Below are 15,086 nucleotides of genomic sequence, written 5' to 3' on the forward strand. Positions count from 1 at the left end.
CATGGGCAGAGTAAACGTGCGCGACGGCTTCTGGGTGCTGCTCGCGGCGCTCTGGTGTGTGGACGAGGACAATCTGCTTCCGCTGTTCCTGACGGCAGCGCTCGTGCATGAGGCCGGGCATGCGGCTGCCCTGTATCTTGCAGGCGGCCGTCTCCGGCAGCTGACGCTGACCGCCTGCGGCGCGGTCATGCAGGCCGCGCTTCCCTGCGGCCGTTTCGCCTGCGCGGCAGTCAGTCTGGCCGGGCCGACGGCTGGTTTTGCGCTGACGATCGCGGCGAGGGCCTGCGGCGGATGGCGTCTTGCCGGTGCAAGCGCGCTGCTCAGCCTGTTCAATCTGCTCCCCCTCCCTCCGCTCGACGGCGGCATGGCGCTCGCGTATCTCTCGGACGGCGGATTTCCGCGCGTTCGGGGTGTCCTTGTCGCGCTCAGCGGTGCGGCGCTGCTGCTCAGCGGACTGCTCTGTCTGCGGAACGATGGCGGATGCTGGGTACTGCTCACAGGCACGGCAATATGTATTTCAGCACTTCGCATGAAAAAATACAGCGAAATATGTGTATTTTAACCGGTTTCTGTGCGGCATTTTGCATAGTTTTTCCGAAAAACGGCGGTTTTGCATGGCATAGCCTTGCATACGGGCGGATTATGTTGTAAAATTACAGATATACAGACCCCGGGTGCGTCTCGGATCGATACAGGCTTTCTGGAACGGAGGATTTATGTTTCACGTCGGTGACAAAGTCGTTCATCCATTGCACGGTGCAGGAGTGATCGAAGGCATGGTCGAAAGGATCATTGATGACACTCCGGCATGGTATTATGTCCTGCGCCCTGCGTTCGGGGACACCGAGCTGTTTCTGCCGGTGGACGGCTGCGGCAGACTCGGAATCCGTCCGGTTTGCAGCCGGGAGCGCGCCGAGAGGTTCCTTGACGGACTGGATGCGATAACGTGCAGCGAAAGCAAAAGCTGGAACCAGCGCTACCGCGAAAACATGCAGCATATCCGTTCGGGCGACCTCTGTGAGGTTGCACAGGTCATCAAGAGCCTGTCTGTGCGGGACCGTGCGCGCGGTCTGTCCACGGGTGAGAAAAAGATGCTCGAACAGGCCATGCAGATACTGGAGTCTGAGCTTGCGTTTGCGCTCGATCGTCCGGCGGAGCGTATCGCAGAAATGCTGCGTGAGCATCTGTGCCGCTGAGCCTGCGGCAAAAAGAAAAGCTTTATCAGGGAAAAGGCTTTGCATGCGCAGAGTCTTTTTTCGATTTCTGCAAGGAGAAATGAATATGTCAACTGAAAATCAGTCTGTCTGTGCGGTCGTTGTTGCGGCCGGCTCGTCGCGGCGCATGGGAGGCGAAAACAAGCTGCTGCTCCCGCTCTGCGGAAAGCCCGTACTCGCGCATACGCTGACGGTGTTTCAGATGTGCGGCGCCGTTCGCGACATCGTACTGGTCTGCCGCGAGCAGGATATGGAGGTCTATCGGACGCTTGCCGCAGAAAACGGCATCACAAAGCTGCGCACGTTGACGCGCGGCGGCGATACCCGTACCGAATCGGTCCTCGCAGGCGTCTCTGCCGCGTCTGAGGCCTGTGCGCTCGTGGCAGTGCATGACGGCGCGCGGCCGCTCGTGTCCGATGAGGTCATCACGCAGGCTGTAGCTGAGGCCGCAAAAACGGGTGCAGCTGCGCCTGTGGTCCCGGTCAAGGACAGCATCAAACGCATCGAGAATGGAAAGATCGCAGCTGATGTGCCGCGCGATACGCTTGCCGCAGTACAGACCCCGCAGGTCTTTCGCAGGGATATGCTGCTGCATGCTCTGCTGGATGCGGCAGCGAACGGCCGCAGCTTTACGGATGACTGCGCCGCGGTGGAGGCGCTTGGTCAGACGGTTTCCGCGACCTCGGGCAGCTACGAAAACATCAAGGTTACAACGCCCGAGGACATTGCTGTCGCGGAGGCGTTCCTGTACAGGAGGGAAAAGAAATGAATATGCGGATCGGACACGGCTACGACGTCCATCGGCTGGTCGAAGGGCGGCGCTGTATCATCGGCGGCGTAGATATTCCGTTCGAGCTTGGCCTGGACGGACATTCTGACGCAGATGTGCTCACGCATGCGGTGATGGATGCGCTTCTGGGCGCGCTCGCGCTCGGAGACATCGGCAGGCATTTTCCTGATACCGATCCGGCCTACAAGGGTGCGGACAGTCTGGCTCTGCTGCGCCATGTCAGTGCGCTTATCCGTGAAAAGGGCTGGCAGGTCGGCAACATCGACGCAACCGTGCTCGCGCAGGCGCCCAAACTCGCGCCGCATATCGTGCAGATGCGCGAGAATCTTGCCGCTGCCATGGAATGCGATGTCGACCGTGTTTCCGTCAAGGCGACGACTGAGGAAAAGCTGGGCTTCACCGGTGCAAAGCAGGGTATCGCCGCTCACTGCGTCTGCCTGCTGGAAAAGCTTTAAGAAGATTACAGCATAACAAGATGCAAACGGCACGCCTTTCGGCGTGCCGTTTTACTATTTCGTTACCTCGCAGCCGCCCCATTCGACAACGGTAAAGCCGTCCCTCTCGAAAGACGGGAACGTCTGCGGTTCGATCGGCTGCGCCCGGTTCAGCGGTTTCCACGCCATGAATACGCGGAGCTCACTGTCCGGTTTCGGGTCGATAGTGAGCTTTGCGCCATCGGTGTAGCGTTCAGACTGGAAGGAGATCAGGTTATAGGGGTTTCCCTGCATCTTCGGAAGCCAGTAAACGATAAATTCATTATACTCCTTCGGTGTCAGACCGATGCCGGAGAGCGTTTCGCGGAGAAAATCTGCGGTGTCTGCACCGGCAACGCAGAAGCCCTTTGAGAAGTCATAGTCGGCATCGTTTTCTCCTTCCCAGAACAGGTAGGAGTATTCGTTTCCGTTTTCGTCATGCAGTGTGCCGTCCGGCTCGGCGGTGACACGCCAGCCGTTTTCATACGCCGGATAGGCCGCGGTGAGCGTTCCGTCATAATCGAGCGAAACCTCGACCTCTGTCTGCTGCTCGGGATAGAGATAGATGACCGGCTTGGCAGAGCACTCTTCCTGCTGCTCGGGATAGAGAGAGATGACCGGCTTGGCATCGCCCTCTTCCTGCTGCTGACCGCAGCCGGTCAGGCCGAGCGCCAGAGCGGCGGCAAGCGTTCCTGCGAGTAATCGTTTCATGTCAGTTCCTCCTTTTTCTGTATGCGTCTCTGTGTATGCTGTCTACCAGATTAGACGAAGGAAAGAAGCAGATGTTCCGTGTTTTCACATTTCTTTTGTGATTTTCCGGAAGCGGATGAGAAACAGAACCGTGGTGGTCGCGGCCGCGAGCACATCTGCAACAGGCTCGGCGAGAAAGACCGCGAACAGCTTGTTCTCGAAGAAGCGGGGCAGAATGAAAATGAACGGTATCAGCAGGAAAACCTTGCGTTCCAGCGCGAGGAACAGCGAGATTTTCGCTTCACCGAGCGCCACGAACGACTGCTGAAACCCAGTCTGAAAGGCGTTCGTAAATCCGAGCGCCATGTAAATGCGCAGCGCCCAGACCGTCATATCGGTCAGCGAGGTATCCGATGTGAACAGATGAACGACCGCATGCGGCGTCAGCTGCACAATGCCCCAGATTGATGCGGCGAACACAACGGCAAGCGCGATGTTGCAGCGCACGACCTGCTTCATGCGGTCGGGGCGGTGTGCGCCGAAGTTGTAGCTTAAAATCGGCTGTGCGCCCTGCGCAAGACCGGTCAGCGGCAGCTGTATCATCTGCGCGACCGAGGTGAGGATGGTCATTGCGCCGACGGCAAGGTCACCGCCGTATTTCTGGAGCGAAACATTGAATGCGACGGTCAGCAGGCTTTCCGTGGACATCATGACGAACGGCGACGCGCCGAGGGCAAGCGCCGGCGTGAGCAGCCTGCGGTCGATCCGAAGCGTTGTGCGCCGCAGCCGGAGAACGGTGCTTTTTCCGGTAAGAAATTTCAGTACCCATGCCGCAGAGACCGCCTGCGAGAGCACGGTGGCGACTGCCGCGCCGCGCACACCCAGTCCGAGCACGAAAATGAACAGCGGATCGAGCAGCACGTTGAGTATCGCGCCGATCACGACGGTCTTCATGGCAACGGACGAACGTCCCTGCGCGGTGATGAAGCCGTTCAGGCCAAGCGCTGTCATGACGAAAACCGTTCCGAGCACATAAATGCTGAGATACTGCATCGCATACGGCAGCGTATCGGCAGACGCGCCGAACAGCCGCAGCAGGTCACGCTGAAACAGCAGGAACAGCACGGTCAGCACGGCGGCAAGGCTCCAGAGCGCGGCGGCACAGGTGCCGAGCGTGCGTTCGGCGCGATCCTTCTCCCCTGCTCCGAGGGCGATCGAGGCGCGCGGTGCGCCGCCCATGCCCACGAGTGCGGAAAACGCGGAGATGAGTGTGATGACCGGAAAAGTAACGCCCATGCCGGTCAGCGCGAGCTTGCCCTCGAGCGGGATGCGCCCGATATAGATGCGGTCGACGATATTGTAGAGAAGATTGACGATCTGCGCGGTGATGGTCGGCAGCGCGAGCCGGACAAGCAGACGGCCGACCGGGTCATTCCCGAGGTCGGCCGTGCGGTTTGATGGTGTGACCTTGCTCATGCCTTTGCGCGATCCTCCCGGATGAGGATGCGGATGGCTTCAACGGCGGCGCGCACGCCGCGTTCAGCTGCATCCGGCGGAATAGCCGGCGCGTCATCGTTGTCTGCATTCCACAGCACGTTCAGCACCGCGCCGCAGCGGACATGGAGCACCTGCGCGACGATCATGAGCGCCGCGGACTCCATCTCGCTCGTGAGCGCGCCCGCAGCCTTCCAGGCCTTCCATTTTGCGGTGAGCTCGTCCGCGATCGGCATCAGCGCCGGGCGGATCTCGCCGTAAAAGCTGTCCTTGGACTGGACCACGCCGACATGGTGCGGATAGCCGAGCTTTTCTGCGGCCTGCTTGAGCGCGAGCACGATGTCGAAGCTGGCGGCCGCCGGAAACTCGATGGGCAGATATTCACGGCTTGTGCCCTCCTGACGGATGGCAGAGGTCGCGATGACAATATCGCCGCCCTTGACCTCGTCTACGATGCCGCCCGAGGTGCCGACACGGATGAACGTGTCCGCACCGCACTCGACAAGCTCCTCCATGGCGATCGCCGCAGAGGGGCCGCCGATGCCGGTCGAGCAGACCGCGACCGGAACGCCGTCCAGACTGCCCGTCCAGAGCGTATACTCGCGGTTCTGGGCGAGCTGCTGCGGCTCATCAAAATAGCGCGCGATCTTCTCGCAGCGTGCCGGGTCTCCCGGCAGGATCACATAGCGGCCGATATCGCCCTTTTTGATCTGAATGTGCATCTGTCTGCCGTCAATCAGCATATCGTTTCACCCTCCCGTTCGATACTGCGTATATTTTTTTCCGCCTTGCTGCGCGGAAGCATGACCTCATGTCCGCAGCCGACGCAGCTGAGCTTGAAATCCATGCCCGTGCGCAGCACCTTCCACTGCTTCGAGCCGCATGGATGCGGTTTTTTCATCGTAAGGATATCGCCGACCTGAACGTCCATCGGTATCACTCCCCCTGCGTTTATTTCTGTTTTTATTATAGCACAGGCAGCGCGAAAAAGCGACTGTATTTCTGCGTTTTCCGTCCCCTGCTCCATTCATATTTTCAACTCCGGTTTTCATATAATGAAAAAGCTCGGAACAATAAAGGAGGCTGTGCATTTATGATGAAAACCGACGATTTCCTGCCTGAGGGCAGCTATGGAACGCTTCCCTCCGTCCGGCAGGCGCTGCATTCGCTCGAGGGACTGCGGCGCGCACAGGATGAAGGGCGGATTCTGGAGGCTCCGGCGCTGCGCTGTACCGCAGCGCACGATCTGCTGTTCGACTTCGGCTTTGCAAGGGGCGTCATGCCGCGCGCGTGCTGTGCGCTCGGCATTGCAGAGGGGCAGGTGCGGGAGATCGCTGTGCTCTCGCGCGTAGGAAAGCCGACCTGCTTCGTCGTGACCGATATTGATGAGGAGAGCGAGCCGCCGACGGTATGGCTGTCGCGGACCGCTGTGCAGCTGCGTGCGCAGGAGGCTCTGCTGTCCTCGCTCTCGCCGGGCGACATTATCCCGGCAGCCGTCACCCATCTGGAACCCTTCGGCGCGTTCGTCGACATCGGCTGCGGTCTGCCCTCTCTCATCGGCATAGAAAACCTGTCGGTCTCGCGCATTTATCATCCCTCTGATCGGCTGACCGTCGGGCAGAGCATCCGTGCGGCTGTGCGGTCGGTGGACGTGGAGAACCGCCGCATCACGCTCACGCATCGCGAGCTGCTCGGCACCTGGGAGGAGAATGCCGCACTGTTTGCCGCGGGTGAGACTGTACGCGGCATCGTCCGCTCGGTCGAACCCTACGGCGTGTTTATCGAGCTGGCGCCCAATCTTTCCGGGCTCGCGGAAAACCGCGAGGGCCTGACGCCCGGCACGCCGGTTTCGGTCTACATCAAATCCATCCTGCCGCAGCGAATGAAGATCAAGCTGAGCGTGATCGATATTCTGCCGCATACAGATACGCCCGAGCCGCCGCGCTATTTTGTTTCCGGCGACCATATCGACCGATGGGTCTATACCCCGGCAGACTGCGACAGGAAATACATCGCGACCGAATTCCTCTGAACGGAAGCAGATAAAAAGAACATTTGTTTTCTCTCTCGGTCTGTGATATACTGATAATGTACAGCCGCCTGCCTGAGCGGCTGCTGATTTTGTATATCTTCATGACGAAACGAGGACATATATGGAACCGACCAAATTTGATATGAAATACGCATCCGTTCGACAGGCGATCATCGAGCAGCGCTTTGAAAAGCTCAACGCCCGGCAGCGCGAAGCGGTTTTTCAGACTGACGGCCCCCTGCTCATCCTTGCGGGCGCGGGCAGCGGCAAAACTACCGTACTCATCAACCGGATCATCAATCTGCTGCGCTTCGGACAGGGCCTTACCGACCCGTTTGCCCCGGAATGGGCAACGGATGACGATCTGCTGTTTCTCGCAGAATACCTCAATGATCCGAAGCCGGAAAACCGGGCGCGGGCCGAGCACCTGTGCGCGGTGCGTCCGGCAAAGCCGTGGGAGGTGATCGCCATCACCTTCACCAATAAAGCCGCCCGCGAGCTGCGCGAGCGACTCGAGCTTGCGCTCGGTGATGAGGAGGCCGCAAGCGCAGTCTGGGCGTATACCTTCCATACCGCATGCCTGCGCATTCTGCGCAGGCATGTCGACCTGCTGGGCTTCGAGAGCGCGTTCACCATCTACGATGAGGACGACAAAAAGCGCGTCATCACGAATGTGATGAAAAAACTGAACCTCGACCCCAAGACGTTCGATCCGCGCACCGTGATGGGCATGATCAGCCGCGCGAAGGATAAGCTCATGACGCCGAAGCAGTTCGCTGCCGATGCGGCCGGCGACTATTTCCGCGAAAAGGTCTCGGATATCTACCGCCAGTACGAAAAGGAAATGAAAAAGGCGTGTGCGCTCGATTTTGATGACATCATCATGAAAACCGTGCTGCTGCTCCAGAACAACCCGGAGGTGCTCGAGTTTTATCAGCACAAGTTCCGCTATGTGCTCGTAGACGAGTATCAGGATACGAACTACGCACAGTATGTACTGACCAGCCTGCTCGCCGGGTACTATGAGAACATCTGCGTCGTCGGCGATGACGATCAGAGTATTTACAAGTTCCGCGGCGCGACCATCACGAATATCCTTGAATTCGAAAAGCAGTTCAAGGATGCGAAAACCATCCGTCTGGAGCAGAACTACCGCTCGACCGGCAACATTCTGAATGCCGCGAACGAGGTCATCCGCAACAACGTCGGACGCAAGGGCAAGGAGCTCTGGACCGACCACGGCGCCGGCGCGAAGATCAAGCTGCACCGCTCGGACAGTCAGGAGGGTGAGGCAGGCTATATCGCGGACACGATCCGCGAGGGTGTCGAGCAGGGCCGCCGCTGGGGCGATTTCGCGGTACTCTACCGCAACAACGTGCTGTCGGACAACATCGCCGCCGCCTTCATCCGAGCGGGCGTGCCGTACCGCGTTTACAAGGGCCGCGACTTCTTCTCCCGTGCTGAGATCAAGGATATGTTCGCCTACCTTTGGATGATCGAGAATCCGGCGGATGAGCTGCGCTTGCGCCGCATTATCAACGTTCCGGCGCGCAAGATCGGCGATAAATCGGTCGAAACGGCGATGCAGGCCGCAGTCGAGAACGGCGTCACGCTCTATGACGTCGTGTGCCATGCCTCGGGGTACCCTGCCCTGTCGCGCGGCGCGGCGGCGATGGAGAAATTCGGTGAGATGATCGAAAATCTGCGCCGCCTGCGTGAGTTCGTTTCGCTCTCCGAGCTGTATGATGAACTGCTCGACAAGAGCGGCTATCTCCGTGCGCTTCAGCTCAAGGGCGGCGCAGAGGAGGAAAGCCGCATCGAGCACATCGAGGAGCTCAAGTCCTATATCGTCGACTACGAGGAAAAGAACGAAAATCCGTCGCTTGGCGACTTCCTCGAAAACATGGCGCTTTACACTGATGCAGACCAGTCGGGCGAGGACGAGGATGCGGTCATCATGATGACGATGCACGCGGCAAAGGGCCTCGAGTTCCCGGTCGTGTTCCTCGCCGGCATGGAGGACGGCCTGTTCCCCGGCTTCCGCGCGATGGAAAAGGAGGAGGACATGGAGGAGGAGCGCCGTCTGTGCTATGTCGCTGTGACGCGCGCGAAGGAGCAGCTGTACCTCACCTGCGCTGAGCGCCGTCTGCTGTACGGCCGCACGCAGTACGCTCATCCCTCCCGCTTCATCGACGAGATGCCGGAGGAGCTGCTCGACAGCAATATTGTCGAGAGCCGCCGCTTCTCTGCCGCGACCGCACCCGACCCGACGCTTGACCGTCCGCAGGTCATGCGTGCACGCTATGTCTCCGCCGGAGCGGCAAAGCCGGGTGCATCGGTCGCACCGGCAAAGCCCGCCGTTCCCCTGCCCGATTATGCAGCCGGAGACCGTGTCCGCCACCGTGCATTCGGAGACGGCATGATCGTTTCCGTCAAGCCGATGGGCGGCGACGCGCTGCTTGAGATCGCCTTCGATCAAAAGGGCACCAAGCGCCTCATGGCGAAGAGCGCAAGCCTGTTCATGCAGGTCATTTAAAATTATACCGCCCCGGAACAGCTTTTATCAGCGTTCCGGGGCGGTTCCTTTATGTGTCGCACAGCCTTTCGCGCAGCGCCGCGAGCGCACGCTTTTCGATGCGGCTGACCTGCACCTGCGACACGCCGATGATGCGGCTGACCTGCTGCTGGGTCATGTCGCGCGCAAAGCGCAGCGCAATGACCTGCCGCTCGCGCTCGGGCAGGCTCTGCAGCGCTCCCTCGAGCGACAGATACAGGCAGGTTCGCTCCTCCATGCCCTCATCCCCCACGAGATCCCCGAGGCGTCCGCCGCCCGAAAGCTCGCGTTCGAGTGAGTCGACCGATACGTCAGCCTGCTCGCAGACAGCGACCTCCTCAGGTGTCAGCGAGCAGGCAGCGGCAAGCTCACTGACGCTCGGGGAACGGCCGAGCCGGCCCTCCAGCTCGCTCTGCACCCGGCGCACACGCACCGCGCGTTCCTTGACCGCACGGCTGACCTTGACCGCGCCGTCATCGCGCAGAAAACGGCGGATCTCCCCGGCAATCTTGGGAACGGCATAAGTCGAAAACTCGTTCCCGCGCGCAGGGTCAAAGCCGCGCACCGCCTTGATGAAGCCGACACAGGCAAGCTGATACAGATCGTCCGGCTCCGCGCCGCGCCCGAAATACCGCCGCGCGATGGTATGGATGAGTCCGCTGTTTTCCGAGACGAGCGCGCTCTCGGCTTCACGGTCGCCTTCGGATGCACGGCGCAGCAGCGCCGTCATGCGCTCGGTCAAGTCTCCCGCTCCCGCAGGACCTTGGTCATGGTCACGACCGTGCCGCGCCCCGGCGCAGAGCGCACACGAAGCCGGTCGGTGAAGCTTTCCATGATGGTAAAGCCCATGCCACTGCGCGAATCATCGCCGGTGGTAAACATCGGCTTTCTTGCCTGCTCGACGTTTTCGATGCCGCAGCCGGTGTCCTTGATCTTGATTTCAAGCGCGCGCCCCTCGAACAGGCGCACGGCGACTGTGATGAAGCCGCTCCTGTCTGCATAGCCATGTACGATTGCGTTGGTGACCGCTTCGGAGACAACGGTCTTTATGTCGCCCAGCTCCTCCATGGTCGGATCGAGCTGCGAAGCAAACGCGCCGACCGCTTGCCGCGCGAACGCCTCGTTGACCGAGCGGCTTTCAAATTTGATGCTCATTTTGTTGCTGACTGTCCGCAACGTTACTCACCCCTTTCGAATACGATGACCTGCGGCAGACCGGCGGCGTCAAAGACGCGCTGTGGCTGCGGCGGCGTGCCGCGCACGCGGAAGTCGCAGCCGCAGCGCGCGCAGGTGCGGTGCAGATGCAGCACGACCGCAAGACCTGAGCTGTCCATGAAGGTCAGACCGGACAGATCGAGCACGAGACTGTCGCAGGGATAGAGCACGAGCAGATCCTCGCTGCGCTCTATGGTCTGACGGGCGGTGTGCTGGTCGAGCTCGCCGGTATAGCGGACGGTCAGTGTCCGGTCGACCTCGGTCTGGGTAATATCAAGCATATTTTTCACCTCGAAACAGAAAAAGCCTGTACCGTTTGCCGGTACAGGCTTATTTTAGCAGGTTATTCGGTTTTAATCTGTCGTTTTCGGTCGGCCGCGCAGGATCTTCTCAGCCTCGCCCGTCAGAAACAGCGAGCCGCAGACGAGAATGCAGTCCGTCGGGGATGCATGGTCGAGCGCAAGCTCGAGCGCGTGCTCGGTGCTGCGGCAGTCGTAGACCTCTCCGCATTCCTGCTCTGCGAGTGAAGCAATGGTCTGCTCACCGAGTGAGCGCTCTGCCGCATTTGTTGTGCAGGCATAAAAGGCATCAGCCTGTCGCGCCATTCTGTGCACGCAGTATTCGTATTCCTTGTCGCAGACCATGCCCATGACAACATGCAGACGGCGCATTTTCAAAAGGTCATGCACCGCACCGCACAGCGCGTCGATGCCTGCGGCGTTGTGCGCACCGTCGAGCAGCACGAGAGGTGCGTCCACCACGCGCTCCAGTCTTCCGGCGATGCGCGCGCGTGCCAGACCGCGCACGGCGGCCTCGACCGGGATATCCCAGCCGCGCAGACGCAGCGCATCCAGAGTGCGGAGCGCCGTAGAGGCGTTCTGAAGCTGATGCCGACCGGGCATGGCGATGGTGTAGCCCTGTCCGTCGCATATAAAGGCAGAACCGTTCAGATCACAGCGAAGCACACGCAGCGTATCCGCGCTCTCGTGCCAGACCGCACCCTGAGACGCAGTGACATGACGCAGTACGGCGAGAGCGTCCTCCTCCTGACCGTTTGCGCAGACGACATCAGCGCCGGACTTGATGATTCCGGCTTTCTCTCCCGCGATCTCAGCGACCGTGTCGCCAAGGACTGCCATATGATCGAGCGAGATCGGTGTGATCACGCACACCTCCGGACTGCGGATGACGTTGGTTGCGTCGCAGCGGCCGCCGAGACCGGTTTCCAGTACGACAATATCACAGCCCTGCTCGACGAAGTACAGGAAGGCGACTGCGGTCGTGAACTCAAACTCACCGATCGTCTCTCCCTCGGGCAGCGTCAGGCTTTCGCAGGCAACCGCGACACGCTCAGAAAGGTGCGCGAGATCGTCGCTCGAGATCATCGAGCCGTCGATACGGATACGTTCGTAGAACTGCACGAGATACGGCGAGGTGTACAGGCCTGTGCGCAGACCGGCTGCCTGAAGCGCGGAGGCGATCATGGTAGCGGTCGAGCCCTTGCCGTTCGTACCGGCGAGGTGAACAAAGCGCAGCCTGTCCTGCGGATCGCCGAGCGCCTTGCACAGCGCACGGATACGGTGCAGACCGGGCCTGCCGGAAAAACGGCCGAGTGAGTGGATATATTCAACAGCTGTTTTAGGGAATTCGGTGTCCATGATGAAACCTTTCCTTTTTCGTTTAGTAATGGCTGTATTATAGCATAGTCTGGGCGAAATTGAAAGCATGACAACGCAAAAAGCGGAAGCCGGAGCTTCCGCTTTTTATCTCAGCTTGATTTTCAGCCCAGAGCTGCGATAGACTCCTCGAGCTTTGCGAGATGCTCGCGCAGCTTGTCCGCCTTTTCGCGCTCGGCTGCAACAACCTTCTCGGGTGCCTTATCGACAAACTTCGGGTTGTTCAGCTTCTTCATAACGAAGTCGATGTCGGCCTCGACCTTGCTCTTCTCCTTGCCGAGACGGGCCCGCTCGGCCTCGAAGTCGATGAGGTCGCCCATCGGCATATAGATCTGTGCGTCGCCGGTGACTACGGATGCCATCTTGGCAGCGTCCGCCGGAACCGCGTCGATCAGCTCGATCTCGGATGCGTATGCGAGCTTCGGGAAGAAGCCTGCGCCCGCGGAGAAGGTGTCCTTCTTCTCGGTCAGAATGAGTACCTTGGCCTTCTTGGAGGGCGGTACGTTCATTTCAGCGCGGCGGTTGCGGATGGCGCGGACAGCGTCCATCAGGCTCTCCATCTGCGCTTCTTCGACGGAGAAGTTCAGCTTCTCGTCGTACTCCGGCCAGCTGGATACCATGACGGACGGGCCTTCGTGCGGCAGTGCCTGCCAGATGGTTTCGGTGATGAACGGCATGAACGGATGCAGCAGCTGCATTGCGCCCGACAGGACGTAGCACAGCACCTTCTGAACATTCTCGTCGCCGGTCTGGAGACGGGTCTTTGCGATCTCGATATACCAGTCGCAGAAGTTCTCCCAGATGAAGTCGTTCAGCTTGGAGGCGGCAAGACCGAGCTCGTACTGGTCGATGTTGCGGGTAACGTCGGCAACCAGCGTGTTGAACTTGGAGACGATCCACTTGTCCTCGAGCGCAAGGTCTGCCGGCAGCTGAACTGCCTTGTCCTTGTCGATGGTGAGGTTCATCTGGATGAAGCGCGATGCGTTCCAAATCTTGTTGCAGAAGTTGCGGGACGCCTGTACGCGCTCGTCCGAGAAACGCATATCGTTTCCGGGGCTGTTGCCGGTCGCGAGGGTGAAGCGCAGCGCATCCGCGCCGTACTGGTCAATGACCTCCAGCGGGTCGATGCCGTTGCCGAGCGACTTGGACATCTTGCGGCCCTGCGCGTCGCGCACCAGACCGTGGATATAGACCGTCTTGAACGGGGTCTCACCCATGTGCTCCACACCGGAGAAGATCATGCGTGCAACCCAGAAGAAGATGATGTCATAGCCGGTGACAAGAGTCGAGGTCGGATAGAAATAATCAAGCTCCGGGGTCTTGTCCGGCCAGCCGAGCGTGGAGAACGGCCACAGTGCGGACGAGAACCAGGTATCGAGAACATCCTCCTCCTGACGGATATGCGTACCGCCGCACTTCGGGCAGGTGTGCACATCGGTCTTGGAAACGGTCATCTCACCGCAGTCCTCACAGTAGAACGCCGGGATACGGTGACCCCACCACAGCTGACGCGAAATACACCAGTCGTGTACGTTCTCCATCCAGCGCAGATAGGTCTTGGAGAAGCGGTCGGGCACAAACTTGGTCTTGCCCTCGTTGACAACGTCCATCGCAGGCTTTGCGAGCGGCGCCATCTTGACGAACCACTGTGCCGAGGTCATCGGCTCAACGGTGGTGCCGCAGCGGTAGCAGGTTCCGACGTTGTGTTCATGGTCCTCGATCTTGACGAGGTATCCGCCTTCCTCGAGGTCCTTTACAACCGCCTTGCGGCACTCGTAGCGGTCCATGCCCTCGTACTTGCCGCCGTTTGCGTTGACGGTTGCGTCCTCGTTGAACACGAGGATCTGCTCGAGGTTGTGGCGCTGACCCATCTCGAAATCGTTCGGGTCGTGGCACGGCGTGACCTTGACACAGCCGGTGCCGAACTCCATATCGACGTACTCGTCGCCGAAGATCGGGATCTCGCGGTTCATGATCGGCAGGATGCAGGTCTTGCCGATGAGATGCTTGTAGCGCTTGTCGTTCGGGTTGACCGCGACGCCGGTATCGCCCATGAAGGTCTCCGGACGGGTGGTCGCAACGACCAGATCGCCCGAGCCGTCTGCGAGCGGATAGCGGATATGCCACAGCTTGCCCGGCTGGGTCTCGTATTCAACCTCGGCGTCGGAAAGCGCGGTCGCGCAGTGCGGACACCAGTTGATGATGCGGTGGCCCTTGTAGATCAGGCCCTTGTTGTACAGGTTTACGAAAACTTCGCGGACCGCCTTGGAGCAGCCCTCGTCCATCGTGAAGCGCTCGCGCTCCCAGTCACAGGACGAGCCGAGCTTTTTCAGCTGGCTGATGATACGGTTGCCGAACTTGTGCTTCCAGTCCCAGACACGCTTCAGAAATTCCTCGCGGCCGAGGTCATAACGGGTCTTGCCCTCCTCCTTGCGGAGGTTCTCCTCGACCTTGATCTGGGTTGCGATGCCGGCGTGGTCGGTGCCCGGCATCCACAGGGCCTCGTAGCCCTGCATACGCTTGGTGCGGATCAGGATGTCCTGAAGCGTTTCATCGAATGCGTGGCCCATGTGCAGCTGGCCGGTTACGTTCGGAGGCGGGATAACGATGGTATAGGGTTTCTTTTTCGGGTTGACTTCGGCATGGAAGAAGCCGGAGTCGTTCCAGAAGCTGTACAGCTTGTCCTCGACCGCTTTCGGGTCGTAGGTCTTAGGCAGTTCGCTCATAGATCTATCTCCTTCAATTTTTTTACAAAAATAAAAACAGCACGCCGTCCAAAACAGGACGAAGCGTGCTCCGTGGTACCACCTGAATTCGCGGCAAAAAGCCGCGCGCTCGTTGGTCCGTAACGTGGACAAGACGGAACAGCTTAACACAAATCAGCTGCCCTGCTCCAAAGCGACCTTCTTTCCTCTCGCAGAGGTGCTTGCACCGACCGCACCTTCTCT

The 15,086-nt window shown here is 59.8% G+C and carries 15 protein-coding genes and 1 other annotated feature (1 of these 16 only partly in view); of the genes, 6 read left to right on the forward strand and 9 right to left on the reverse strand.

Translation table 11 applies throughout. The features are described from left to right. Position 1: 1 nt before the first annotated feature. The 4 genes from H8S02_RS06085 (at position 2) to ispF (ending at position 2,459) form a co-directional block, all read left to right on the forward strand. Complete coding sequence (locus H8S02_RS06085) at positions 2 to 562, forward strand: hypothetical protein (RefSeq protein ID WP_186969768.1); 561 nt, start codon at positions 2 to 4, stop codon at positions 560 to 562. Positions 563 to 716: 154 nt separating this feature from the next. Next, complete coding sequence (locus tag H8S02_RS06090) at positions 717 to 1,196, forward strand: CarD family transcriptional regulator (RefSeq protein ID WP_186969769.1); 480 nt, start codon at positions 717 to 719, stop codon at positions 1,194 to 1,196. 85 nt (positions 1,197 to 1,281) lie between these two features. Next, the gene (gene ispD, locus H8S02_RS06095; protein ID WP_243166427.1) at positions 1,282 to 1,983 is read left to right on the forward strand and encodes a 2-C-methyl-D-erythritol 4-phosphate cytidylyltransferase; all 702 of its coding nucleotides are present in this window, start codon (positions 1,282 to 1,284) and stop codon (positions 1,981 to 1,983) included. Further along, the gene (gene ispF / locus H8S02_RS06100; RefSeq protein WP_330601931.1) at positions 1,980 to 2,459 is read left to right on the forward strand and encodes a 2-C-methyl-D-erythritol 2,4-cyclodiphosphate synthase; all 480 of its coding nucleotides are present in this window, start codon (positions 1,980 to 1,982) and stop codon (positions 2,457 to 2,459) included. The genes ispD and ispF overlap by 4 nt, the downstream gene beginning before the upstream one ends. A 54-nt stretch (positions 2,460 to 2,513) precedes the next feature. Here ispF and H8S02_RS12530 read toward each other — a convergent pair whose 3' ends face one another. From H8S02_RS12530 to H8S02_RS06120, 4 genes are all read right to left on the reverse strand, one after another. Then, the gene (locus H8S02_RS12530) at positions 2,514 to 3,188 is read right to left on the reverse strand and encodes a hypothetical protein (protein ID WP_243166428.1); all 675 of its coding nucleotides are present in this window, start codon (positions 3,186 to 3,188) and stop codon (positions 2,514 to 2,516) included. Between the two features lie 84 nt (positions 3,189 to 3,272). After that, complete coding sequence (locus H8S02_RS06110; RefSeq protein WP_186969771.1) at positions 3,273 to 4,643, reverse strand: MATE family efflux transporter; 1,371 nt, start codon at positions 4,641 to 4,643, stop codon at positions 3,273 to 3,275. Then, positions 4,640 to 5,404, reverse strand: a complete 765-nt coding sequence (udp, locus tag H8S02_RS06115; RefSeq protein WP_186969772.1) for a uridine phosphorylase — start codon at positions 5,402 to 5,404, stop codon at positions 4,640 to 4,642. Before udp ends, H8S02_RS06110 begins: the two co-directional genes overlap by 4 nt. Beyond that, positions 5,398 to 5,592 carry a DUF951 domain-containing protein gene (locus H8S02_RS06120; protein WP_186969773.1) on the reverse strand — a complete coding sequence of 65 codons (195 nt, stop codon included), beginning with the start codon at positions 5,590 to 5,592 and terminating at the stop codon, positions 5,398 to 5,400. The genes udp and H8S02_RS06120 overlap by 7 nt, the downstream gene beginning before the upstream one ends. Positions 5,593 to 5,754: 162 nt before the next feature. Here H8S02_RS06120 and H8S02_RS06125 point away from each other — a divergent pair, with 162 nt between their 5' ends. Both H8S02_RS06125 and H8S02_RS06130 read left to right on the forward strand, forming a co-directional pair. After that, positions 5,755 to 6,693 carry a S1 RNA-binding domain-containing protein gene (locus H8S02_RS06125; RefSeq protein ID WP_186969774.1) on the forward strand — a complete coding sequence of 313 codons (939 nt, stop codon included), beginning with the start codon at positions 5,755 to 5,757 and terminating at the stop codon, positions 6,691 to 6,693. Between the two features lie 121 nt (positions 6,694 to 6,814). Continuing rightward, positions 6,815 to 9,229, forward strand: coding sequence for an ATP-dependent helicase (locus H8S02_RS06130; protein WP_186969775.1), 2,415 nt, complete (start codon positions 6,815 to 6,817; stop codon positions 9,227 to 9,229). Positions 9,230 to 9,278: 49 nt separating this feature from the next. On the opposite strand, the gene H8S02_RS06135 is transcribed toward H8S02_RS06130, so the two are convergent. From H8S02_RS06135 to H8S02_RS06155, 5 genes are all read right to left on the reverse strand, one after another. Further along, on the reverse strand, positions 9,279 to 9,989 hold the full coding sequence (locus tag H8S02_RS06135) for a sigma-70 family RNA polymerase sigma factor (RefSeq protein ID WP_186969776.1): 711 nt from the start codon (positions 9,987 to 9,989) through the stop codon (positions 9,279 to 9,281). After that, a complete protein-coding gene (gene spoIIAB, locus H8S02_RS06140) occupies positions 9,986 to 10,402 on the reverse strand; it encodes an anti-sigma F factor (RefSeq protein WP_186969777.1) in 417 nt (138 codons plus the stop codon). The genes H8S02_RS06135 and spoIIAB overlap by 4 nt, the downstream gene beginning before the upstream one ends. 23 nt (positions 10,403 to 10,425) lie before the next feature. Beyond that, the gene (locus H8S02_RS06145; RefSeq protein WP_118684876.1) at positions 10,426 to 10,743 is read right to left on the reverse strand and encodes an anti-sigma factor antagonist; all 318 of its coding nucleotides are present in this window, start codon (positions 10,741 to 10,743) and stop codon (positions 10,426 to 10,428) included. Positions 10,744 to 10,815: 72 nt separating this feature from the next. Further along, the gene (locus tag H8S02_RS06150; RefSeq protein WP_186969778.1) at positions 10,816 to 12,120 is read right to left on the reverse strand and encodes a bifunctional folylpolyglutamate synthase/dihydrofolate synthase; all 1,305 of its coding nucleotides are present in this window, start codon (positions 12,118 to 12,120) and stop codon (positions 10,816 to 10,818) included. Positions 12,121 to 12,242: 122 nt separating this feature from the next. After that, positions 12,243 to 14,864 carry a valine--tRNA ligase gene (locus H8S02_RS06155; RefSeq protein ID WP_186969779.1) on the reverse strand — a complete coding sequence of 874 codons (2,622 nt, stop codon included), beginning with the start codon at positions 14,862 to 14,864 and terminating at the stop codon, positions 12,243 to 12,245. A 51-nt stretch (positions 14,865 to 14,915) separates the two neighbouring features. Then, positions 14,916 to 15,086: a binding site (T-box leader), on the reverse strand; it runs 43 nt beyond the window's last position.

It is taken from the genome of Agathobaculum hominis (genome assembly GCF_014288055.1).
GTDB lineage: Bacteria > Bacillota > Clostridia > Oscillospirales > Butyricicoccaceae > Agathobaculum > Agathobaculum hominis.

Bases quoted from the DNA above. Each gene is read 5' to 3' on its own strand.
- H8S02_RS06125 (WP_186969774.1), top strand. From the start codon at position 5,755: ATGATGAAAACCGACGATTTCCTGCCTGAGGGCAGCTATGGAACGCTT.
- spoIIAB (WP_186969777.1), bottom strand. From the start codon at position 10,402: ATGAGCATCAAATTTGAAAGCCGCTCGGTCAACGAGGCGTTCGCGCGG.
- H8S02_RS06130 (WP_186969775.1), top strand. From the start codon at position 6,815: ATGGAACCGACCAAATTTGATATGAAATACGCATCCGTTCGACAGGCG.
- H8S02_RS06110 (WP_186969771.1), bottom strand. From the start codon at position 4,643: ATGAGCAAGGTCACACCATCAAACCGCACGGCCGACCTCGGGAATGAC.
- H8S02_RS06085 (WP_186969768.1), top strand. From the start codon at position 2: ATGGGCAGAGTAAACGTGCGCGACGGCTTCTGGGTGCTGCTCGCGGCG.
- H8S02_RS06150 (WP_186969778.1), bottom strand. From the start codon at position 12,120: ATGGACACCGAATTCCCTAAAACAGCTGTTGAATATATCCACTCACTC.
- ispF (WP_330601931.1), top strand. From the start codon at position 1,980: ATGAATATGCGGATCGGACACGGCTACGACGTCCATCGGCTGGTCGAA.
- H8S02_RS06090 (WP_186969769.1), top strand. From the start codon at position 717: ATGTTTCACGTCGGTGACAAAGTCGTTCATCCATTGCACGGTGCAGGA.
- H8S02_RS06145 (WP_118684876.1), bottom strand. From the start codon at position 10,743: ATGCTTGATATTACCCAGACCGAGGTCGACCGGACACTGACCGTCCGC.
- udp (WP_186969772.1), bottom strand. From the start codon at position 5,404: ATGCTGATTGACGGCAGACAGATGCACATTCAGATCAAAAAGGGCGAT.
- H8S02_RS12530 (WP_243166428.1), bottom strand. From the start codon at position 3,188: ATGAAACGATTACTCGCAGGAACGCTTGCCGCCGCTCTGGCGCTCGGC.
- ispD (WP_243166427.1), top strand. From the start codon at position 1,282: ATGTCAACTGAAAATCAGTCTGTCTGTGCGGTCGTTGTTGCGGCCGGC.
- H8S02_RS06155 (WP_186969779.1), bottom strand. From the start codon at position 14,864: ATGAGCGAACTGCCTAAGACCTACGACCCGAAAGCGGTCGAGGACAAG.
- H8S02_RS06120 (WP_186969773.1), bottom strand. From the start codon at position 5,592: ATGGACGTTCAGGTCGGCGATATCCTTACGATGAAAAAACCGCATCCA.